Source organism: Prevotella sp. MGM2 (genome assembly GCF_002933955.1).
GTDB lineage: Bacteria > Bacteroidota > Bacteroidia > Bacteroidales > Bacteroidaceae > Alloprevotella.
In genome coordinates this window covers 37,647-62,918 of the sequence record NZ_BEWW01000322.1, presented here as the reverse complement: position 1 = coordinate 62,918, position 25,272 = coordinate 37,647, and the positions used below count along the sequence as shown (strand labels likewise).

General features: G+C 52.7%; 5 protein-coding genes. 3 read left to right on the top strand and 2 right to left on the bottom strand.

All coding sequences use genetic code 11. From position 1 onward, the window contains the following. The first annotated feature begins 9 nt into the window (after positions 1-9). Together C5S62_RS12470 and C5S62_RS12465 are read left to right on the top strand one after the other, a co-directional pair. Positions 10-19,851 (top strand): LPD38 domain-containing protein, encoded by a 19,842-nt coding sequence (locus C5S62_RS12470; protein WP_190311594.1) that lies wholly within the window; start codon positions 10-12, stop codon positions 19,849-19,851. 61 nt (positions 19,852-19,912) lie between these two features. Further along, on the top strand, positions 19,913-21,865 hold the full coding sequence (locus C5S62_RS12465; protein WP_104405721.1) for a hypothetical protein: 1,953 nt from the start codon (positions 19,913-19,915) through the stop codon (positions 21,863-21,865). 17 nt (positions 21,866-21,882) lie between these two features. Here C5S62_RS12465 and C5S62_RS12460 read toward each other — a convergent pair whose 3' ends face one another. Together C5S62_RS12460 and C5S62_RS12455 are read right to left on the bottom strand one after the other, a co-directional pair. After that, positions 21,883-23,994, bottom strand: coding sequence for a terminase (locus C5S62_RS12460; RefSeq protein WP_190311593.1), 2,112 nt, complete (start codon positions 23,992-23,994; stop codon positions 21,883-21,885). Next, positions 23,948-24,394: a hypothetical protein gene (locus tag C5S62_RS12455; protein WP_104405702.1), complete on the bottom strand. Its 447-nt coding sequence runs from the start codon at positions 24,392-24,394 to the stop codon at positions 23,948-23,950. The genes C5S62_RS12460 and C5S62_RS12455 overlap by 47 nt, the downstream gene beginning before the upstream one ends. Positions 24,395-24,531: 137 nt before the next feature. Here C5S62_RS12455 and C5S62_RS12450 point away from each other — a divergent pair, with 137 nt between their 5' ends. Continuing rightward, the gene (locus C5S62_RS12450) at positions 24,532-25,272 is read left to right on the top strand and encodes a hypothetical protein (RefSeq protein ID WP_104405701.1); all 741 of its coding nucleotides are present in this window, start codon (positions 24,532-24,534) and stop codon (positions 25,270-25,272) included.

Below are 25,272 nucleotides of genomic sequence, written 5' to 3'. Positions count from 1 at the left end.
TAATCCACTATGGCAGAAGATAAAGTAACCAATCTATATAACGCATTTGTCAAGAACGGCTATGCGATGGAGCCAGAGGCGCAGTTCCGCGAGAACCTCAAAGACCCCAAGAAGCGCAAAGCCGCTTATGACGCTCTTGTTGCTGACGGCTACAACATGGAACCGTTCGCCGACTTTGAGAGCAATATCGGATTTGGCGCACCTACACCTGCGCCTGCGCCCACCGCCCCGACACCACAACAGCAGGCTCAACCTGCCGCGACCGCAGCCCCTACTTCCGTACCTGCTTCGGCAACTGCGGAAGAGCAAGAGCAGGCACCGGTCCAGTCTCAACCCGAACAGGCTGCATGGCATCCCACCGAGCAGGATAAGATACGGATGTCGTATCAGATTCACACAATGCTCAACGACTTCAATCAGAAGTCAAAGGCACGCATCGCGCAGGTTCAGCGCATGACCGAGCCGTTCACACCCGAGGGCAGGAAGAAGAGAGCCGCCAAAAAGTTCCAAGCACAACTCGCAGGGACTAAAACGACCGCAGGATTGGGTCTTAATGTTCCATCTGGTCAAATTTATGACGGCGGTTCGCCACAGCCTTATGGAGTGGAGTATGTTGACGGCAAGCCAGTAACCCAGTGGCTCATGCCCGATGGCAGTCTGACCACAAGCCAGTTCGCGGCTGACCGCGCCGAGGATACCGCTCGTAAAAATCGCCTGCGCCACCAGTTCGAGAACCGCATGAAGCAGAATGGACTTGACCCTGCCAAGCCCGAAGATGTTGAAATGCAGGCGCAGTATGACGCACAGGCTCCTGCCTATGATGCCGTAGCAGAACTTTGGCAGGAAGCCGAGGAAAAGCACAAGGCAGACAAAGAGCGCAATGCCGACCGCGAATGGAGCAATTATGCGGCTATGGGCGGTGGACGTGAAATGCGTATCGTTACAACGTCTATGAACCGCCATGCCGATAATATTTCCCACATGACACGCTTTGACCTTCAGAAGATGATGGACAATGCGTGGGCGCGTGCAGGCTCAAAGGTTACCGCCAACTGCTACAACCGCCTGCGTCAGCAATATCCTGACGCATCCGAAGAGGAATTGCAGACAACCGCATCGCAGATGGCACGCCAGTTGACCGACAATGCCGTGTATCAGTATGCCGTTCAGCAGAACACGCCCAAAAGCACATTGGAATACTTCGGTCGGATAGTCGCCGACATGAACGTGATTAACTCAATCAGCAAAGGTCTTGCCCGAAGCCAAGCAGGAACGAGTGGCGACCTTGCAGCTTACGAGGCCGCTATGGGCGAGTACGGCAAGAATCACTACGTGGCACAGATTGCAGGCACCGTTACTGGCATGGCGGTTGACCCCGTGACATGGGTGTCGGGCGGTGTCGGCTCACTCGCAGGCAAAGGAGCAATCAACATCGGCGGTCGTATCGTAGCAGGCAGAGCCGCCACGTCAATGAGTACGCAGGTAGGCTCACGCCTCTTCTCGTCCTCGCTAACTGGTCGTATCATCACCGGGGCAGCCGCAGGCGGTGGCAACTTCGCCACATACGAAATGCTGAAAGAGGGCGAGAGCCAGTTCCTGCACGGCGGTCACATCAACCCCGAAACTGGAGAGAACGAGGGCTATTCAGCAGGAGCGGTGTTGAGCGCAGGCGGTCATGGCCTCATACTCGGTAGCGTGACTGGCACATTGTCGCCAGTCATCGGCAATGTCGCTGACAAAACTGTCAAGGCAACCACCTCCACAGCAGGCAAGGCAGGCGTGCGCCTCGGCGAGGTTGCAGTATCGACCCTTGCCGAGGGTACAATATTCTCCGTTCCCGAATGGATAAACGGCGATGCCGATGCAATGGACGTGTGGACTGACAATATGGCGATGATGTTAGGCTTCAAGGCACAGCACGGACTCAAGAGCGCACCGCGAGTTATCGCCAGTTTGCGCCCAGTCAAGCCAGTCAACGGCCGACCGCTGACGCAGGCAGAGCGCAACCACAACCGCATGGACTTCGAGGAGAGAATCCGCAAGGCTCTTGACCCTGCCAACATAAACAATCTCACAGGGGCTGACGATGCCGGACGTGTAGCAGAGGCAATGCGGTTTACCACCGATGAGCGCGAAGAGCTGCGCAGGGCAGGCTATGGCGAACTCGCCGACCTGTTCAGCCGTGACCGAGTGCAGGAAGTATCTCAACCAAACCCTACCGAGGGAGCGATTGAGTTGAGAGCAGAGCGCGTTGAGGCTGAAACAATCAGCCGTAATCCCGAATTTGACGGCTATTCCTCAATGGAAGAACTCATGCAGGACGGCAATGTGAGCCAGTCCGCACGCGCAAAAGCCTACTACATACTTACTGGGCGCAGACTTCCGATGGCTTCCGTTACTGGTTACACCACCAACACGGACGCTGACGGACGTGTGACCGTCAACTCCATAGCCGCCAATGGCGAGGTCGTTACCAGTCGCACGTTCAAGAACGAGCAGGAAGCCAAGCAGGAAACCGACAACATCATGCGTCAGGCAGAACTCAACTCGGTGGACGTTGGTGAGCGGTACAAGGAGGCCGTTGCCGATGACATGGTGCTTGATGCCGCTATCAGCGAGGTGTCGCCCGGTGCCGACCCTGCAACCATCAAGAGAATCTATCGCGAAGTCAAGGCCGGTAACAAGGACGTGACCGAATCACAGAAGCAGTTGGTTGAGTTCCTTGATGATGCTATGGAGCGCAACCGCGACATTGCCGACCGCTATCGCCCCGAAGCAATCCGCGAGGCTCTGAAAGAGGAAACTGGCATTGATGTAGATGCAGTCCTGCGCAAGATGCCAAGCAAGCGCACCAAAGCGGAGCAGGATGCCGTCAAGACGTATCTTGAACGGCTCTTTCCCGAAGAGGTACGTCAGCAGGCCGCAGAGCCTACTGCGGAGCAGGCAGAGGCGCAAAGCCAATATGAGCAGGGCCGTGAGTTGTTCGGACGCTTTGAAGAGGGCGACCCGACCGTGCAGGCAGACGTGGACGCTATCGCCCTGCGTATGCAGGAAGCATACCAAGCGGTTGAGGACGCTTTCGGTTCTGAAGCCGAATACTATATGTTCCATGTGAATGAAAATCCGTGGGCGTTGGTCAATGACCCCGAACTGACTATTGAGCAGAAAGACGCTGTCCTCTACTACATCAATGCGAAGGCGGCTCTTGACGGCGTTATGGACGCATCCAACGAGGTTGCCGACCGCAAGCGTGCCGAGGTTGAGGAAAGTGTTGCCAAGCGCACCCACAAGGACAATGGCGTGATTATTCCTGCCACCATGAAAGTGGATGACCGACCGGTCTATATTGTCAAGGGTGATGTTGTAATGTTCCCCGATGGCACAGCCGTTGACGTACACAACTCTTCGGAGAGTGTCGTTGTCATGGACGCGCAGACCGGGGAATATCAGTTTACATCCCCCGACCAAATCTTCAAAGTGTCCGAGGCTGTCAATCCGCAGGACGAACTGGACACCGCTTTGTCGGTGATCGAGCAGGAGCAGATGAATATCTTTGGCGACAATGCCGTTGCCCCCGAAGAATCTGCCGAGGGAGAAGAGCCACAGCAGGACGATATAGACCCATTTGCCCAGCCCGAAGCGGAAGCACCTGCGACCGCCGACACCGAGGCGTATGACCGAGGCTATGAAAGCGGACTGAACGATGCAAAGAATTTCGATGATGTCAAACTAAACGCCGAGATTGAGAACCTCCGCGCCGATTCCAACCGTCTGACTGACTTCGGACGTGGTCTGCTTGAGGCTTACGAATACGAACAGCAGAACAGGGCTATGGAAGCGCAGAGCGTTCCCGAAATGCCCGAAAGCGTTCCCAATCCTACGGAAAACCCAGTTTCAGACGCAGAAACCGCGCCCGAAACGGTCCCAAGTGTAGAAAACGGACAGCAGACCGCACTCTCGCGCATTCCTCTCAACGAGAAAGGAGAGCCGAGTTTTGAAGCCGTGGATAAGGAAACGGCCTGGGATGGTCTTGTTGAGGCTGTCGGCGGTGAGGATGATGCCGTTGAAATCGCTTTGGCGCAGGTTCAGCAGGCGACCGCCGACCTCGAAGCTCTCAATAAGAAGCCGCCGACAATGAAGGCCCCCAAACTGAAAGGTTCGCCCATGGCCATGGCAGAAGCCAAGCGCAAGGCAGCCGAGCAGTATCAGAACGACCTCGCCCTGTACAATCAGCAGATTGCCGAGGCGCAGGCACGCATTGACGCATGGAACGGCATTGTTGCCGTCCACAACACGCGCAAAGCCGAGCTGCGCCGTCAGCAGGAAGAGGAACGCCGTCAGCGTGACGCAATCGCCCATGATAAGGCTGTCGCCCGATTTGAAGAGGAACAGCGCATCAAGGCAGAGAAGCAGGCCGAGCAGGAGCGCATCGGCGTTCATGCCGTCAATCCGAAGATACGCGAGCGTTGGGAGTCCGCTCCTAAGGTGGAGGGTAACGAGGACGCTCTGACCCTGCCCGACGGCTCTACTATCTCCGGCAGATACATTCTGACCGAGGCAGGAGCCGCCTCGCCGAGCCATGATGTGAACAATGCTTATGCACCCACCGAGGGTTTCCCGATTGATGAGAACGGCCAAAGCGTCAACGACCGCGACTATCAGCGTGATAAGGACGCACAGCAGAAAGTTGAGGGTATGGCAGGCAACTATGACAACCGCGCCCTGCAAGACCCAGTAATAGTGAGCAAGGACGGCGTGGTGCTGTCGGGCAACAATCGCACCATGTCGGGCGACCTCGCAGCGCGTCAAGGCACAGATAGGGCATACAATGACTACCTCGCGCAGTTCGGACACAAGAAATACGGCTTTACCCCGGAGCAGGTGGCAAGTATGAAGAATCCGCGCGTGGTGTTCGTGCCGGACGAGGCTCTTCCTTACGATGCCACAACCTTTGCTCGGTTCAACGCGCAGGAGAAGAAATCGCAGGGCAAGCCCGAAGCCGCCGTGAAACTCGGAAAGATTGTCCCCGACAATGTGTTCAACGTCATTGTCAACGACATCAGCCGTTACGACCGCCTCTCGGACTACTATGCTGACGAGAAAGCCGTAGCTCACGCACTGGGCGCACTCATGCAGGCAGGAGTCATCAACGATATGCAGATGCCCGAACTGCGGACAGGCACGGCGTTGTCGGCCGCAGGAAAGGAACTTATCGAAAACACTCTTATCGGCAAGGTGTTCCAAACCTCGCCCGATGCAGTGCGTCAGATAATCTCTATGCCGACACTTCGCCAGTCAATCGTTATGGGATTGAATGAGATTGCCAATAACCGCACTCTTGCCCGAAACGGCTACGACATCAGCGAGGAACTTGCAAAGGCTGTAGACCTTGTTACTCGCGCCAAGGCCGCTATGCCGGACGTATATACCGATGGAATGCCAGTGTCGCCCTTCGGACGTATGCAGGGATTGTTTGATGATGAGTTTGGAGACAGCCGTGTGACTGACGCGACCGCACTCCTGCTTGCAGACATTCTCAACAGCGGTAAGCCGAGCGACCTGCGCAAGGTGCTGACCTCATACAACAACGAGGCTGCACAAGCTTCGGGCGGTCAACTTGACATGTTTTCAGGCTCGATCCCCTCAAAAGAAGAAATACTCACCAATGTAAACGAACATTTCAGAAATGCAACCCCCAAAGAACAGCAGGCACTCGTGGAAGCTGCCATTGCGGAACGCAAGCGCAGAGCAGAAGCAGAACAGCTTGGACGAGACCAAGAAAGTGAACAAACTCCGAATGATGTTGAACGCAGTGCAGAGCCTCAACAGCCAGTAGCAGGCACTCGCGAGGAACTGACTCCCGAAGAGCAGGCACTCGCGGCCCGTGTTGAGATTACTGAAAACGACTGGGAAGAGGGTGACAGTGACAAGCCCACTTATAAGTGTGAAATCATCATTGACGGCACTCACATAGTTACGCAAGTTGACGCACCCAATGAGGACGGACACTACACAGGCTCATACTTTGAATTTGACGGCAAGCGTTTTGGCGACATCGCCGAGATTGCCCAGTATATTGATGGACATCCGTCCGCCGAGCTAAAGGTTGACGGAGGTATGCAGTCCGAACCGACTGAGGCGCAGAAAGCCGCAGGCAACTACAAGATGGAACATCGCAAGGTTGACGGCTACAACGTCAGCATTGAGAACGCCAAAGGTAGTGTACGCCGAGGTACTGGAGCGGACGGCAAGCCGTGGGAAACTACCATGCAGAACGACTACGGATATATCCGTGGGACTGAGGGCGTGGACGGCGACCACATTGACGTGTTCCTTTCCGACACTCCCGAAGAGGGCGATGTGTTTGTCGTTGACCAAGTGAACGAGGACGGCTCGTTTGACGAGCATAAGGTTATGTACGGCTTCCCCACGGAGCAGGCCGCGCGTTACGCATACCTCTCCAACTATGAGCCGGGTTGGACCGGTCTCGGCGCGATTACCCACGTCAGCAAGGAAGAGTTCAAGAAGTGGATTCAGTCGAGCAGACGTAAGACCAAGCCCTTTGCCGAGTACAAGAGCGTCAAGGCTATTGAGGGCAACGGCATGATTGGACGCTCACTCACCGAGCAGGAAGCAACGGAGTTGATTGCACGAATGGAAGCAACCGCCGAAGTCGCTCCCTCAATTGAACTCACGCCCGAAAACTGGATTGCCCAGTTCGGAGAGGACGGCACTGTTGAAACTCCCATAGGCATTGTCAAGATGGGTGCAAACCAGTTGCTGAAACTCTACTCACTGAAAAGGACAGAGTATTTCAGCATGATACATCCTACACTCAACACTCCCGATGTCATCATTGAGAAAAACGCACCTGCTGAAGGTGCAGAGCGAGACAGCAAATATCTGTTTGTAAAGACGTTCATCAAATCCGATGGAAGCCGTCTTGTGCATTTTGAATCTGTAACCGTTCAGCGTGACGGCATGGAGGTATCAATAAGCAGCCATGAAGCCGAGGGTAAAGCAATAAAGAAAGAGATGCAGAATGGTAAAATTCTACATCTCTCTGAAAGTTTGTCCCCCAGTTCTGAAAGGTACTTAACCGAGGCTCCGAGTGAATCGGAGGGACCGGACCTTGTTCCTACGTCCGACAATAATGTTAAGGGGAAAGAGCGTGAGGACGGGCAATCCCTCATACTGCCCTCCGAATCTTCGGAGGAGGCCGGTGCCCTTTCCGGCCCTACGCTCGACTCGCCTTCTGACCGCAAAGTTAATACTTTGTCAGCAGATAAACAAACGGAGAGCGCGGAAAGTTCTGAACCGTACACCATTACGCCGACAACCTACACCAACAAGAAAGGCAAGACGAGCGATGTTCACCTTGTCAAGTTCAACCGCGAACTGACCGCCGAGCAAAAGGCGGCTCTTGACACATTCGCGCGTGAGCCTCTCACCGAGGGTAAGAAAACCTCTCGCGGTTGGTATGACCGCAAGCAGGGCGGTTACATGATGCGCAGTGAGGAAGCCGCACGCCAACTCGCCGAGATGATTGGCAACGAAGAAGCGGTTGCGGACGCACAGCCAATGACCGCCGAGGAACTCCGTGAGGCTGTCGCTCCTGCGGCTCCTGCGGAGAAGAAGCCTGCACGGAAGCCGAAGAAAGCACCTATCAACCGCGTCAGCCTTGAAGATGTGATGACCGACCTGTCGACCAAAGGAGAAACCAAGTTGAGCGACCACGCCGAACCAGTCAAGGCAGAGCCGGAGCAACAGCACGAAATCAGCGATGACGAAATGAAGTCTTTGGCTGACGAGTTGCGCGACCTGTTGGGCATAGGCGATGACGAGGGCGACACCAACATCAAGTTCCGCGACCCCGGCGAACTGACAGCGCAGGAGCGTCAGCGCATCCAGTCCGCAGGCATCCGTCTTGCTATGGGTCTTATCGAGCGAGGCACAACGGCATTCCCCGACTATGCCACCAAGATGGTGGGATTGTTGGGCGACAAGATACGTCCGTGGCTCAAATCGTTCTATGAGGGCGCACGCTGGACACCCGGCTATGACAAATATACCTTTACACCGACCGAGCAGGTTGCCACGTTTGACGTGCAGAACTTCGACAAGAAGCAGGCTGACCCAATCGCGCAGGCGGCTATGATTGTGGAAGAGCGCAAAGCCTCAACCGCATCCGCGCAGGCGCAGAAAGAACTTACCGAAACCCGAAACAAAAACCGAAGAGAAAATGACAAGCAGACAGAAGCAGATACAGCAGCTCTTGCAGAAAAAGCAGAGGCTGTTGCAGGCGAGGCAGAAAGTATCGCAGAAACTTCAGCAGACGCAGGCGAACTCAACCGAGCCTCAGAACTGATTGACCAAACACTTGACGAGATCAACGACCAACTGGCAGTCCTCGGCTACTATGAAGCCGTTGAGGACGATTCAAAGTTCCATGAGAGTTACGGCTATATGCTCACAGCAGAGAAAAAAGCCGTGGCAGATGCTACAAAACTTGCAAAGCAGTTGGTAAACGACCTCGGCATTGACATTAAAGTCACGAGTGCGACCACGCTCGGCCGCAAGAGAGTCAAGAAAGGCACTGCGGTAAGAGCGAACATCGCCCCGGCAGGTGGTGACGTAATTGTAAATCTCCCTCTCAACGAGGGAAGAATACTCGCCATCTATATCGGTCTTGAACCAGTTGCAGAAAGAGGCACACGTAGACGTGGTGACAATCTTGCCGTTGAGCGGATACTATACCGGGTGGAAAATCCGAATGGGAGCGGTATGGAACGTTGGGGCTACAATATGTATGCCCCGGTTGAATCAACCTATGCCGATTTTCTGCGCAGGGTAAAAGAGATTACACGCGACTATCTTCCTAAAGAAAAGTCTGTAGATGAGCTTTGGCATGAATGGTCTGATATGGCAGAACGTGGCGAATCTCCATATACCATCACTCCCGAAGTTGAAGCGCAGCTTGCCGAAGAGCGAAAAGTAGACGTGACTCACAACGGCTACAAGGTCGGCGATGAGGTCATGTGGGACCGTTACGGCAACGGCAATTGGGAGAAAGTCAAGATAGAAGATTTTGACACTGACGGTGGGCCTATCTTTGAGGCTGTCAAGGATGTCATGTCAGAAAAGGGAGACTGGAGCCGCGTCAAGCCTGCCGATGGAATCTTCGGCGAGGCAAAGCGTGTAGCAAGAGCCGCACAGGAGAAGAAGCGAAGTTCTCGCAAAAAAGATGTAACTTTGAAGCCGGAACAACCTGTCGGAGATTTGTTCGGCGGCCTATTCGATAACACTCAAAACTCAAGCAATCATGAAGAAACTGACGTACAACCTCGCCCCGGCACTGCCGAGCGAGAAAGAGGACACGAACCTCAATCGCATGAACCGTTGGGAGAGAGCCAACGGAATGAAGTTAAAGGAACTGACGGACGAGGAATGGGTGGACGTAGTAGCGTCAATCCTATGTCTGACGGAGAGCGAGGCGCAGGCGTACCTCGAAAGCCTAAGAGCCAACCAGTAATTGAGCCGGTCCCCGAATCGGAGCGGAAGAATGTCCGCAACAACCATGCCGAGCGTGGCGTTGACTATGCCCCCAAAGGCGAGGACGCACGCATCAAGGCCAATATGGAAGCGATCGAACTTGCCAAGCGACTGCTTGACGCAGGCGAAACCGCCACACCCGAACAGATGGCCGTACTCCGTAAGTTCAGCGGTTGGGGTGGACTGGGCAAGGCTTTCAATGAGCAGGGCTATACTCCGAACCCGATTGCCAAACGTCTGAAAGAACTACTGGGCGAGGACGGCTATCAAGACGCTGTGGACAGCCGCCGTTCCGCTTACTACACTCCTGCCGAGGTCATAGACACCATGTGGGATGTAGCACGCGCTATGGGCTTCAAGGGCGGCAACGTGCTTGAGGGGTCAGCAGGTATCGGCAATATCATCGGACTTATGCCTACCGACATGAGTGAGCGCAGCTCAATCCATGCCGTTGAGATTGACCGCACCACTGGCGGAATCCTCTCGTTGCTCTACCCGGATGCCAAGGTGGAGATACAAGGCTTTGAGAAAACGCGAGTGCAGAACGGCACCGTTGACCTCGCCATTACCAACGTGCCTTTCATAACTGGTGCGAAAGTGTTTGACGAGACAGGCGACAAAGACCTCTCCAAGAAATTCCATGACATCCACGATTTCTGCATTGCGAAGAATATCCGCAAACTCCGCGAGGGCGGTATTGGCATATTCATCACGTCAAGCGGCACGATGGACAACTCAAAGGAACTTCGCCTTTGGATTATCGGCGAGGGTAATGCTGACGTTGTAGGTGCTTTCCGTATGCACAACAAGACATTCGGAGGCACCGGGGCAACCTCGGACATCATCGTTGTGCGCAAGCGCGTCAACGGCAAGCCCTCACCTAATGCCATAGACGTGACGGATGCAATAGGTGTGCGCGTGGCTGACTATGATACTGGCGACACTCGCAAGGTCAAAGGTCAGGAAATTCCCGTCATCAAGCAGTACAGCATGATGTACAACAAATATTTTGCGGAACATCCGGAGAATATGGCAGGCGAGATGATGTTCAACTTTGAGCGTGGTGAAACACGCTTCCCGACCAGTCGCGCCCTCTTCCCAGTCAAGGAAAAGGAACAGTCGAAGATGTTGTCCGAATGGGCAAGCAGTTTCGCCGACATGGAAGAGGAAGCCACAGCCGCGCCGAAAGTCGAAGATGAGATAACCCGAATCAATGAGCAACTCGGCGAGGGTGTCAAGGAGGGAAGCATGGTGCTGAACTCGCAGGGCGAACTCTGCATGGCACGAATGGGCGAGGCTGTTCCCCTCGGACTGAACAAAAACAAGGTCAAGGGTCACACCAAAGCGGAGTGTTTCAAAGCATACTCGGCTATCAAGAAAGCGTTGTCTGATGTGCTTGAATACCAGTCGAGCAATGAGGGTGACGAGGGACTTGCACCTCTTCTGAAAGAGTTGAACCGCGCCTTTGACACATTCACACGCACCTACGGCAACCTGCATAAGAACACCGCAATCTCATTCCTGCGCAACGATGTTGACTTCTCAAGCATCCTTGCACTGGAAACTTATTCCGAGAAAGGCGATAAGAAGGGCAACAAGGTTGTCAAGGTCGGCAAGACTGACATCTTCAGCCACCGAGTTATTGACACCGAGAAAGAGCCACAGCCTACCACCATCAAAGACGCTATCCTCGCAAGCCTATACAAGAGTGGCGGTGTTGATGTTGAATATATCGGCCAGGCCCTCGGCAAACCGACCGAGGAGGTGAAGCGCGAAATCGTGTCAAGCGGACCCGGCTTTGAAAATCCGTCGACCGGCACAATGGAGGTATCGTACAAATACCTTTCGGGAAATGTGCGCGAGAAATTGCATATTGCGCAGGAGAATAATGCTGACGGCAGGTATGACGCGAATATCAAGGCTCTTGAGGGAGTTATGCCGATGACCATACCTGCGCACCTCATTGAGTTCTCGTTGGGTTCATCGTGGATCGAGCCGAAACTATATGAGGACTTCGTGTTTGAAAAGACTGGTCTGCGCGTCACTCTCACCAACGCAGGCGGTACATGGTTCATGAAAACTCCGTGGAGTACATTCAACGAGAAGAACCGCGCTATGGCTGTTGTCAGCAAGATGTGTGACAAGACAATCATGGGTCACGAACTCATTGAAGCCGCCATCACCAACAGGCAGATAACCGTCAGCAAGACCGAGAAGCACTATGACGGCTCAACCAAAACGATAACCGACAAGGCGGCCACCGCCGAGTGCGGCACCAAAGTTGACGAGATACGCGCAGAGTTCAAGGACTGGGCGCGTGAGCATATGCAGGCTGACCCTGCAATGTCGGCACGCATCGAGCAAACCTACAACGACCAGTTCAACAACTATGTGCCTATGTCTATCCCGGACGAGTTCGTTCCCCAGCACTTCGGCGGTCAAGTAAGCGAGCTGCACGGCAATCCCTTTGCCCTGCGTCCTCATCAAGGCAGAGCCGTGGTAAGAGGAACTACCGAACCTATCCTGCTTGCACATGAGGTAGGTACTGGCAAGACCTATACACTCATCACCACGGCTATGGAAATGCGCAGACTCGGCACAGCACGCAAGCCTATGATTGTCGTTCAGAACGCGACAGTCGGTCAGTTTGTGGAGAGCGCAAAGGAAATCTATCCAAATGCAAAGGTGCTGACGATTGAGGAAGCCGACCGCACAGCCGAGGGCCGCAAGAACTTCTATGCTAAAATCAAGTACAACGACTGGGACATGATTGTCGTTCCCCAGTCCGTATTTGAGCGCATCCCCGACAGCGAGGAGCGCGAAATGGCATACGTCAAGGACATCATCGAAGAGAAGATGAAAGTTCTTGAAGCCATGCGCGAGGCTGATTCAGACGGTCGCAGTTTGATTGTTCGCCAAGCCGAAAGGGAACTTGCCGAGCAGGAAGCGCGACTTGCCGAACTGACCGAAACCATGCAGGGCAAGAAGAAGAAACGCGATGAGAAGCGCGAGGCCACCACTCGTCAGAACGCCGAGGTTCGCGCACTGGAAATGCTCGACCGCGAGGTTGACGATGTGGAGAACTTTGACGATATGGGCATTGACGCCATACTTGTGGACGAGGCCCACGAATACAAGCACCTCGGCTTCGCCACCGCCATGCAACGCGGTGTGAAAGGCGTTGACCCCTCATACAGCAAGAAGTCGCAGGGTGTGTTCCTAAAGGCGCAGGCTGTCATGGAGCGCAATAACGGACGCAACGTAGTGTTTGCGACTGGTACGCCTATCTCCAACACAGCCGCCGAGATATGGACGTTCATGCGTTATCTCATGCCAGTTGACACGATGAAATCCTACGGCATCTACTACTTTGACGATTTTGTCCGCAACTTCGGCAACATCGCGCAGATGGTAGAGTTCTCGACCAACGGCAAGTTCAAAGAGAACAACCGCTTCGCCGGATATGTGAACCTGCCCGAACTCGTGCGTATATGGAGCAGTGTCGCCGATACTGTCCTCACACGCGAGGCAGGCGGTGTAAGCGACAAGATTCCCGATATGGAAGGCGGTAAGCCACAGGACATCTACCTGCCGCAAACCCGCGCCATGCGCAGTGTCATGAAGTACGTCAAGGCAGAACTTGACCGCTACGACAATATGACTGGCAAGGAGAAGAAAGAGAACAGCCATATTCCGCTCACGATGTACGGCATTGCAAAGGCAGCCGCCGTTGACGTGCGCCTTGTCGTTCCCAACGCCGAAGATGACCCCAACAGCAAGACCAATGCGACCGTGCGCGAAACCTTGCGCTCACTCCGCGACAGCGAGAAATACAAAGGCACAGTCGCAATCTTCTCCGACAACTATCAGAATAAGCAGAGCGGATTCAACCTCTATGAGGACATTCGCAAGAAACTCATAGCCGAGGGCGTTCCTGCCGAGCAGATAGTTGTCATCAAGCCGGGTATGACTGTCAAGAGGAAACTGGACATCTTCGAGAAAGTCAACGCAGGTGAAATCCGTGTCATCATGGGTTCAACCTTTACTCTCGGTACTGGCGTGAACATACAGGAACGCCTGCACACCCTCATCCATGTGGACGCGCCCAACCGCCCGATGGACTACACACAGCGCAACGGACGCGCCCTGCGACAGGGCAACCTGCACAAGGATATGGACATACCGGTCCGCATTATCCGTTTCGGTGTTGAGGACAGCCTTGACGTAACCGCATATCAGCGTCTTAAAACCAAAGGCGCGATAGCCGATTCAATCATGAACGGCTCAAAGATGATGCAGAACTCAATGGAAAACCGCGTACTGGAAGAGGAAGAAGATTCTTTCGGCGACATGACCGCGCAACTTTCGGGCAGTGAGTATGCCATACTGAAGAATCAAGCCGAGCGCGAGGTTCGTAATCTTACCGCCAAGCAGAAAGGTCACGACCTCGATCAGATTTATGTTCACAACCAGTTGCCAAAGGTTGAGGGCTTCATCAAAGGTGCTGAACGCCGCATCGAGATTGAAACCAAGAACCTTGAAATAATCGGTTCACACTTCCCCGACGGCACTATCAAGAAGATAACCATCGGCAAACTCACATTCGACAGCGTGGCTGCTATGGATGATTTCTTCAAAGAGCAGAATGCCAAGATGAACGAGGCGGCCGAGAATGTCCGTGAGGGTGCTGACAACTACACCAGTAAACTTGTGGTCGATGTTGACGGCTTGAAATTTGAGGTCACAACGACCGTCAGCCGAACCGTTGACAGCAAGGGTCAGGGTACTCTGACGTTTGAGCCGGAGCGCAATGTCACATATTCCTGCGAGGAACTCGGCATTAAAGACCAAGCCATCAAGGGCAACCGTCTAAAGAACATAATGCAGAAAATCGCCGAGGACATTGTGACTGGCAGAGAGAGCCGTGAACTCCTTAGCAGGGGTCAACAGCAACTCGCTCATTACACCGAGGAACGAACCCAACTTGAACAGCGCAACGGCCGTGAGTTCCCACACAAGCAGGAACTGGCAGAAGCCAAAGAGCGTCTTGCCAAGTATGAGGAAGCCATGAAGAAAGAATTGGCAGAGAAAGAAGCCAAGTATGCCGAACTTGACAAATCGGTAGAAACCGCTTCGGACATCACTCTGACCGATGAGGACAGCACTGACACCCCGACCACAGGGGACGGCAATAAGTATCGCCTTGTCGCCGAGCGTGAACTGCTTGACTTCCTTGACGCACAGCCGCTGAAGAAAGGCTACCGCTACTCGCAGTGGGCGAACATGGGCGTATTGCCACCCATGACCGCCAAGCAGAACGGAGAATGGCGTGCGCCGATGATATTCAGCCGTTGGGAGCAGAGCGAAGAGGGTATGCGCAAGGAGAACGGCAAAGCCGACCTTGTGCAGGGTAACGGACGCACCACCGGGGATGTGGCCTACAATCCATATTTCCATATCCGTACCTCTCCGCTCAACGACCAGTTCACAGCCGCCTACGACCGACCCGAACTTCTTGTTGTCGAGGGTTACTATCCCGAAAGCGAGGAAACGAGCGGCTATCAGGCCGAGGGCGCAAAGGATTCCGTAGGTCTTATGGACTGGCACAGCGGAAGCGTCAACGGTCAGTTGAGCGATGACACCAAGGTTCAGACCATGCTGTCGCGCTATTTCAAGCCGGGGCGCATTGTTCCGTGGAGCGAGGTTGCAGACCTCATCATGGAGCGCGTGGGCAACCAAAAGATTACGTTCCCCATAAATGCCGTTCCCCCGATGCTCCGTGCCGAACTCGCCAAACGTGGCGCAAAGTTCGGTGACATCAGCGGAAGCGTGGCAGAAGCCGACATACCCATGCTCAATGAGCTGCGCGATCGAGTGAACGCAGGCGAATGGGACGCAGGTCTTGAAAAGGCACGCGCCTACCTTGACGCTTACGAATCATCGACCGAAGCCAAAGAAGCGCGTGTCGCCGACCTGTCGGCAAGAGCCAACACCCCAGTCCGTATTGTAAGGACGCAGGAAGAGGCCGATGCACTCCCCACTCGCAGAGAGAGGCGTGCCAAAGGCTGGTGGAGCGCAAAGGATGATGAGGTTGTCATCGTCCTGCCTAACAACGTCAATGTAGCCGATGTGGACAATACGTTTGTCCATGAAGTTGCAGGACACAAGGGCCTGCGTGCGCTCGTAGGAGAGGAACGCTTCGATGAATTCCTCGGCGAGATTTACGACCATGCCTCAAATCCCATCCGCAAAGTCATTGACAAGATGACCGACAGAATGGTGAGCGAGGAAGCCGACCGCCTGCGCACTCGCAAGGCACAGGCACACGAGCGAGCCGGGAAAGATGTGAACGCCAATTACTACACCGACATGGCAGAGGCGCGAGTTGAGGCCGAAGCAAAGCGCAAGGATTTCCGCAAGGAAGCCACTGAGGAATATATGGCAGATCTCGCCGGTCGTATCGGCAGCGAGGGTTTTGAGAAGATGAGCCGTGACGAACTGACGCTCTGGGGTAAAATCAAGGCAAAGGTTCAATCGTTCCTGGACAAATTCCTGAGCGGTTTAAAAATTGCCAAGAGCATACGCCTCAACGATAAAGACCTTTCATATATCCTCTTCAAGTCATGGAAGAATATGCGCGATAAACAGGGCAAAGGCGGCGTGTTCGCCGATGCCGAGGATGCCGTTATGCGTCACCGTACGGGATGGGGCGAGGCTATGTTGAGCGAATCTGCCAAAATTGAGGACGCCAACAATCGTTTCAATAAAGAATTACAGCGGCAGGTTGATGGGAATCTTCCTGACGGCCATATTTATCAGTTAGGAATGCCAAGTAACATTTTACGCTCCACCGGTGTTCCCAATCTGCCTATTCAGATGTCTGCCACAAGACTACGTGCCAAAGCAACCGAATATGGGCATGATTTTGATTTGGCGGAGATACGGAATCTTGTGAAGGAACTGCAGACCCCTATGGCAGTATTCGCCTACGGCAACAAGGGGAAGATGCAGAATATTATTGTGGGAATTGAAAGCAATGGCAAGCAATTTATCGTAGGACTTTCCCTAAATCCGATTGTCAATGGCAAAGCGCTGGAGATAAACAGCGTAAGAAATGTATTCCCCAAGCACAACGCCGAATGGCTGAACTGGATTTCGCAAGGGAAGCTGCTTTATGCAGACAAACAAAAAATCCAAGCCTTAATAGACAAACAGCGAACGATTCTCGCTGACGTTGACTATCTTGACTTGGAAGATGTTGCAAAGGTAATAAAAACTTTTGAGAATCCGACATTTGACGGAGACGAAGATGTGAGATTCAGAGACGGGGCTGACTATGTGGAGCGCGTCCCGGTGATGGCTCGTGCCATGTATGAGAAGCAGATACAGTCAAGTATGTACCAGTTTACCGAGGCTATGCAGGATTCCATGCGAGGACTTATGGAATTCTACAAAGCCGTGGAAAGTCAAGGTGCAAAACGCGACATAGAGGATGTGTCAAGTTTTGAGAACGCATACATAGCAGAAAACCTTATGAGCAGTAAGAGCCATGCTGAAATGGACGAGTATGAACATCGCATCCTGCGCCCTCTCCTTGATATAGCCGCTCGCATGTCCGGTGATAAAAGAGGACGTGAAGAGCTGTTGGACTATATGATGGCCAAGCATGGACTGGAGCGTAATGCCTATATGCGTAATGAAGCTATTGCCAATGGAGAAGAATCAGAGCGAGACTTTGCCGGGTTATGCGGTCTGACCGGAGAGACGGACTGGCAGAACGCTGAAATCGTGGCGCAGCAAATGGTTGACGATTACGAGGCGGCGCATTCAACAGATATCCCTGCATTGTGGAGTGCAGTAAACAAAGCTACCAAAACATCTTTGCAGAAAATCTATAATTGCGGTTTGATAAGCAAGGCGCAGTATGAGAAGATTCGAGATATGTATAACTTCTACATTCCACTGCAAGGCTTTGACGAGAAGACGAGCGATGATGTGTATGGCTATCTGACAAGCAAAAAGGGTGCGTTCAGCAGTCCAATAAAGAAAGCGGAAGGGCGAAAATCTAAGGCGGATGACCCACTGGCCACGATTGCCTATATGGCGCAGAACAGTATCATACAAGGTAACCGCAACGTCATGAAGCAGAAATTCCTCACATATGTTCAGAATCATCCGAGCGACCTTGCAAGCGTGAATAAACTATGGCTGGTCCATGACGAAATTACGGATACATGGAAGCCTGTCTTTGCCGATGTGGACGAAAACATGACACCGGATGAGATAGACAAAGTTGTGATGGATTTCGAGGAGCGCATGGAGTCGTTGTCGCAATCGGAACCGGACAAGTATAAGCGAGGACGAGACGCTATCGGCATACCGTATCGTATTGTTGACGGCAATATCAAAGAACATCAAGTGGTAGTGAAACGCAACGGCGAGAGTTATGTCATCACCATCAACGGCAATCCGAGGGCTGCTCAGGCAGTCAACGGGCTTACCAATCCCGACAATGACCTCAACGGTGCTATCGGCAAAGTGTTCAATATAGCCTCAACCGTCAACCGGGAGTTAAGCCAGCTCTACACCACACGAAACCCCGACTTTGTTGTGTCGAACTTTATCCGAGACCTGATATATTCCAACACGATGGTACATGTGAAGGAGAATCAAGGTTATGCGATGAGATTCCACAAGAACCACGCCAAGGTCAATCCCATACGCATGGTCGAGCTTCTGCACCTATATGAGGCGAATAAACTTGATATGCGCAATCCAATGCACAGAATGTTCTATGAGTTCATGCATTGGGGTGGTGAGACCGGCTATACCTTGCAGCGGAATCTTGAACAGGAGAAGAAGCTTGTATCAAAAATAATGAAAGAGGCCCGCAGGGGGCAGCTGAATCCGATGAGTATTCTTGGTCTTATCGGCAACAACCTCGACCAGATAAACCGGGCAGTGGAGAACAGTGCGCGATTCGCGGCCTTCATAACATCGCGAGAGGTCGGAAGAGACGTACAGAGGTCTGCGTATGATGCAAAGGAAATATCCGTCAATTTCAACAAGAAGGGAGCTGGCAGCAAATTCATGGATGCAACGGGACAGACTTTTGCAGGCAAAGCTGCCGGATTCACTTCCGGTCTCGGCAGGAGTTTCTATGTGTTCTGGAATGCTGCCATACAAGGCACGGCGAACTTCGGCAAGGCATTCCGCAAGCACCCTGTCAAGTCTATCACAGCCGCAACCTCACTTTTGCTGTTGGGTTATATAATGGCGTTACTGGCGGATGACGGAGATGATGAGGATAAGAATGGATATTATAACGTACCGAAGTACACGCGCCGTTCGAATCTGATGTTCCGCTTCGGCGAACAATGGCTAACAATTCCACTACCGGTTGAATACCGGGCAATTTATGGTCTTGGAGAACTCGCTTACAGTGTGACATCAGGAAGGGAAGAGTATTCAGACGCAGAACTGGCGAAAGAGACAGCATCCCAACTCTCGCAACTGCTTCCTCTTGACTTCATGGAGGGAGGAGGCGGACTGCATGCATTCGTTCCGAGTGCGTTTAAACCCATGGTGGAAACAGCTACAAATACATCATGGACAGGATTGCCCATCTACAAAAACACTCCGTTCAACAAGAATATGCCCGAATGGACAAAAGCATATCCACGCACCAACACTCAGCTCGTTGAACTATCCCGATGGGCTAACGAGGCAAGCGGAGGGAACAACTATGCCGCAGGATGGGCGAATTTCAACCCCGCGCAGCTGGAGTACCTTCTTAACGGTTACTTCGGCGGCTACTCAAATGTAATCAACAAGATGGTCAAGACCGGCGAGACGATGCTCGGAGAGCGGGAGTATGACCCGAGCAGCATCCTTCTGGTGAACAGGCTTGTCAAGATGGGAGACGAACGAACCGCCGAGAAAAAAATAAACTCGGACTTCTTCAAATATCTTGAGGAATACAGACGCACTCACACCCTTTTGCGTAAATACGAGGACGAGGCAGAGCGAGGCTCAGACAGGTACAGTATTTTTCTTGATGCTCTGAAACATTCGAGAGACGGAGCAAGGCATGATGTGATGGATGAGTATATAACCGATTACAACTGGTTGAACAGAGCGACAAAAGACTCTGAAATCGCCGATGAAGAACGGGCGACATACGAGGAAGAAATGCGCAGGCTCAAACGGGAGGTTGTATCACTTATGAAAGTCGCTCATGATTCTGTGCAGGTCAACAAAATGAAGGAACGATTCGCAGAGGAATACATACAGCAATAGTTAAATGATTGTGGACGATGCAGAGTGTTATCTTTGCACCGTCCATAATATACCAATTACAATGGCAAAGAAGAAATTACATAAAGCAAGCCGCGTAATGCCCAAGAGTGAACTGGACAGCGTGGCACGCGCCAAGAGTACGGGGCGCAACCGAGCCTTTGATGTTCTATGGGAAGCGCAACAATATTGGCAGGCAATGGAGACATTCCGTCAAGACCGAGAGCGCAACAAGAACTATACCTACGGCAGGCAGTGGGATGACTTGATATGCGTTGACGGCAAGATGATGAGGGAAGAGGACTACATCAAGTCGCAGGGCAATGTCGCACTGAAGAACAACCTTATCCGCCGAATGGTGCAGGCTGTACTGGGCGTGTACCGCAGTCAGGCCAAAGAGCCGACCTGCACGGCGCGTGACCGCGACGAGCAGAAATACGGCGAAACCATGTCAACCGTCCTGCAATGCAATATGCAGCTCAACCGCATGACCGAGATTAACGCCCGATGCATGGAAGAGTTCTTAATCTCCGGCTTTGTCGTACAGCGCAAGTGGTATGGCTGGCGCAATGATAAACTGGATTGTTGGACGGACTATGTTCAGCCTAACAATTTCTTTATAGATAACAATATGCGCGACTTCCGAGGATGGGACGTGTCCTGCCTCGGAGAGGTGCATGACGTATCGTTTGAAGAATTGTGTGAGCGGTTCGCGCATAATCCGGCAGACTACAAACGTCTTGCGGACATATACAAAGATGCCCGTGACAAGAATGCATTGGGCGCGGCATTTGAATCTTTCGGTCATCCGTTGCAGGGATACTATGATTTCCTCGTTCCACGCGACATTACCCGATGCCGTGTGATTGAGGTGTGGCGCAAGGAGAGCAAGCCTCGCTACCGCTGTCACGATATAAACAACGGCGATGTGTTCAAAATCGAACTGGAGGACTATGAGGAATTTGTCGGCAGTGTGAACCGAGAGCGAAAGCGCGAGGCGCAGGAATTGGGCATGGACGAGAGTGACGTTCCTCTGATTCAGTGCGAATGGTTCATGGACTCCTACTGGTATTATTATCTGCTCTCTCCTTTCGGCGACATACTGGAAGAGGGAGAAACGCCCTACGAACACAAGAGCCACCCATACGTTTTCAAGGCGTATCCGTTCATTGACGGAGAAATTCATTCTTTAGTCAGCAACGTGATCGACCAACAGCGATACACCAACCGCCTCATCACGATGTACGACTGGATTATGCGTGCGAGTGCAAAGGGTGTGCTTCTCTTCCCGGAGGACTGCCTGCCAAAAGGAATGACAATAGAAGATATTGCAGACGAGTGGGCGCGGTTCAACGGCGTGATAATGATAAGACAGCCAAAGGCAGGCACGGCCCTGCCACAGCAGGTTGCCAACAACTGCACGCAGATAGGCATAACCGAGTTGCTGAATATGCAGCTGAAATTCTTTGAGGACATATCGGGCGTGAACGGCGCATTGCAGGGCAAGCCTGGCTATTCGGGAATGTCAGCAAGCCTCTACAATCAGCAGGCGCAGAACGCAACAACCTCGTTGCTTGACCTGCTCGATACGTTCTCTTCGTTCATCAGAGATGGCGCGACAAAGGATGTCAAGAACATTCAGCAATACTACGAAACTCCGAGAGTGTTCAACATCGCAGGCAAGAACTCGGCTATCGTTGAGTATGACCCACGGAAAATCCGTGACGTTGAGTTTGACCTGTCTATTGTAGAAAGCACGTCAACGCCTGCATACCGCGCAATTGTGAACGATATGCTGATGGAGTTGTGGAAAGCGCAGGCAATCTCCATAGAGCAGTTGCTTGAACACGGTGACTTCCCATTTGCGGACGGACTTTTGCAGAGCATCAAGAGCCAACGCGAACAACTGGAGCAGGGTCAGATGCCCGAAGGGATTTCGCCCGAACTGGCACAGCAGGCACAGCAGGGCGCGAATATGCAAGCCGCACAGCAGGCACAGCGTATGCTTGCAGCATAACAACCCCAGTACACCAATCAGAAAACGGCCTCGGAAACGGGGCCTTTTCTTTTTTTCGCCGGGCCATGCTGTTTGGGAATAATCCGAGGCATATCCATTTCATAGAAGCAGATGTGCATACCGATGGCGCGTGTCATGAGCAAGTCATCATGTTTGCCGATGATAGCCCCATACGCGCCGTTCTGCTTACGCTCATAGGTCAGATATTCATCAAGACACCGCTTGTCGCGTTCCGTGTAGAGGTGTTCGCGTATGACTTTGACGAGCGTTGAGATAATCATCGGCTTTGTGGCAATGTTGGTGTGGAAGCCATATTTGCGCGGAACGCCCTGCCTAATCTCGTCCTCGGACTGACGGCGTGCATAGAGGTTGGGATAGATGGTTGAAATCTGATTGAGGATATATTGCGACTGGTCGCCACCCTCAACCTGCCTTTCTCGGTCATGTGTTTCCAGTGTGTTGCTCTCTATGACAAGGAGCGATTCATTGTAGTAAGCCGCCACCTGCGCAGCTTTCCACGCGAGGCGGTCAATATCGCAATGTCCGTACCACTGGGCTACAACAGCCGGGCGACCGCCCTCTATCATATTCAGACGGTCGATAACAAGAATCACAGACCAGTCGGCTTTTGCCGAGCGACCGCCCACGTCAACGACAGTGAGGTATCGGTCGGTTATTTCCACCTCGTCATCATCTTCGGGCTTTACCCAAATGCAGAACTGCCCCTGCCTGTCCTCATGGAAGCGCAGGTTCTCAAGAGCCTTTTCGCCCTCATCACTATCCGCATATACATCGCCGATGTAGCGCGGAGGACGGCAGGCGTTCTCAAATTCTTCGACTTGATATTTGTCGAACACCATTGTTCCGGAATGAACGAAAGCCTCAACATCATCCGAGGGGAACTCGGAAGCCATGATGCCGTGGTCGTTCTTACCGCTACGCTCCTTGATGTACCAGTTGATTGCTTCCAGTGACGCACCCTTTTCCCACAGCCACCAAAGATACTTTCCGCACTCTTCACGCGATGACAGCACATTGTCATTTTCCCGGTTATCATAGAGCCACTTTGCGAAATCTCGCAACTCCTCGCCACTCTCAAACGGCAGAGAGTATTGCTCGATCTGAAACCATGCTATAAACAACGCCTCAAACTGGGATGGAGTATTAGGGTCAACGGCCGCAGAATATTCGGTGTGGAAGAAATTGCCAGTACCATTTGCAGTTGATTCCATCACAATCATTGTGAGCGGACGCAGGAGAATACCCGAACAGGCAGAGCGCACAATATCTTCGGGAGATTTGCCGTCAGTCTTTTTCCATATCCCGACCTCGGAGAGATGGACGAGCGAATAAGCACCGCCACGGCAACCGTCAGGACGTTCGGCAGTACCAATCTTAATCTTGCAGTTGCGCTGTGGTACGCGCGATGTTGACCCGGACTTACCGACACCTACCATCTTTGGGGCATTGCGGTCGTATGACGCGCCCATGTCGTAGAGCAATTCAATCGGGTATTCCTTTATCATCGTGTCGAACATATCCTTGATTTCATCGGATGCCGTGCCTTGATGTGCGATGATAAGGGAGTTCAGCCCTCGCTTGTGAAAGAACTGCAACCATGCCATATACAACTGGGTCGTAGTGGAGCCGCCCCACTGACGTGCTTTCAGCAGGATAAGACGTATAGGCAAGCCTGCCTTTCGCTTCTCTTCAAAGCGCGACACCAGTATGCGTTGCGGATAGCGTAGCCGGAACAGCACGTCAGAGCCTGCATCCTTGTTGTGAATCCACACAAGGGTTGCGGCCCAAAAAGCGAAATCGTGCCGATAGCGCAGGCGTATGAACTTCTCGGAAACCTTGTCATGGTCTGTATCGTTCGGCTCAACGTGCAGGACATCCGAAAGGAATCTGTCAATAGAGCCTGCCTTAACCAGTTTGCTGACAAAAGGGATAGACATCATTTCATCAGGCAACCACTGGACCGGCATGACGAAGTCGGAGATAGACACCTTGACCCTTTCCCCAATAGAACCCTCTCCAGTAATCGGGTTGAACGAAGCATACATCACCTCATTACGGCGGTCATTCTCCGTCAATATCTTGTCTATATCGGTCAAACTGCTTGTCATACCAACCATTCTTAATGCGGTATATGAATTCTCCTACTGTGCGAGGTGTAAGATAGAATTTCGGAGCAGGCTGATGGACAACCCTTGACACCAGTTCAAAGAGTGATTTGTCGGGGTGCAAATCGCGGAGAGCCAAGTACCTGCGAAATATCTCTTCAAACATCTCGCGTTTGTTCTGACGCATACGCGAAAACGGCTTTCCAACCAACATACGCGCCACCTCCACGGTGGCCCGCTCTTCGGAAACCCAGAAGCGTCTTGCAGGTGATTCAGCCACCTTCTCAAAAATTTCGGGCATAATAATGTAATTCGCCAAGGCGAGTTGTTCACGATATGCACGCATGAGGTCATCATTGCGTTGGCTCGTGAAATCCATTATAGAGCCGAAATGTTTAGCCATCTATTCCATTGCGATGTTGATTGGTAGTTCCTATGCAAAGTTAACCAATTCACGTCACAAAACTTAAAAGTCGCGCCCGAATTTATAGACTTATTTTTGCGCATAGATAATGACCCAACCATAAGATTTTCAAAATAATGGCTGATACTAACGAAGTTAAGAGCAGGCGCGACCAACACCTTGAACGGCTGCGCAAGAAATACCCCGAAAAGAAATTCGAGGACGATGAGGAAATCTACGGACAGATTTCCGATGATTACGACAATTACGAGGCAGAGTTGGAGGGGTATCGCGGCAGGGAGAAATCTCTGTCGGATATGTTCGCGGCCGACCCTCGCAGTGCGCAGTTCCTCACCGATATGCATAACGGCACTGACCCGGTTCTCGGTCTTGTGCGCAACTTCGGCGTGGAAATCAAGGACGTGCTTGACGACCCCGAAATGCAGGACAAGATTGCCGAAGCCAATAAGGATTATGTCGAGCGCGTAGCCAACTCCAAGAAACTGGACGAAGAGTATGAGAAGAACATGGACACCACTCTTGAAACTCTCCGTCAGTTCCAGGCCGAGCGCGGCATGAGCGATGAGCAGATTGACAAACTCGTTGAACTCCTCCTCGGCATAGTCCGTGACGGCGTTATGGGCAAGTTCAGCACCGAAACTCTTGACATGGCCAGCAAGGCCCTCAACTACGATGCCGATGTAGCGGCCGCAGGTGAAGAGGGCGAGATAGCAGGACGCAACGCAAAAGTTGTGGAGAAACTGCGCAAGAGCAAGAAAGGTGACGGCACAGCCCCAATCGGCGGCAAGAACGGACAGGGCGCAGCTCCGACACGCAAAGAGCAGTCTATGTTTGACCTCGCCAGCGAAGCCATGTAG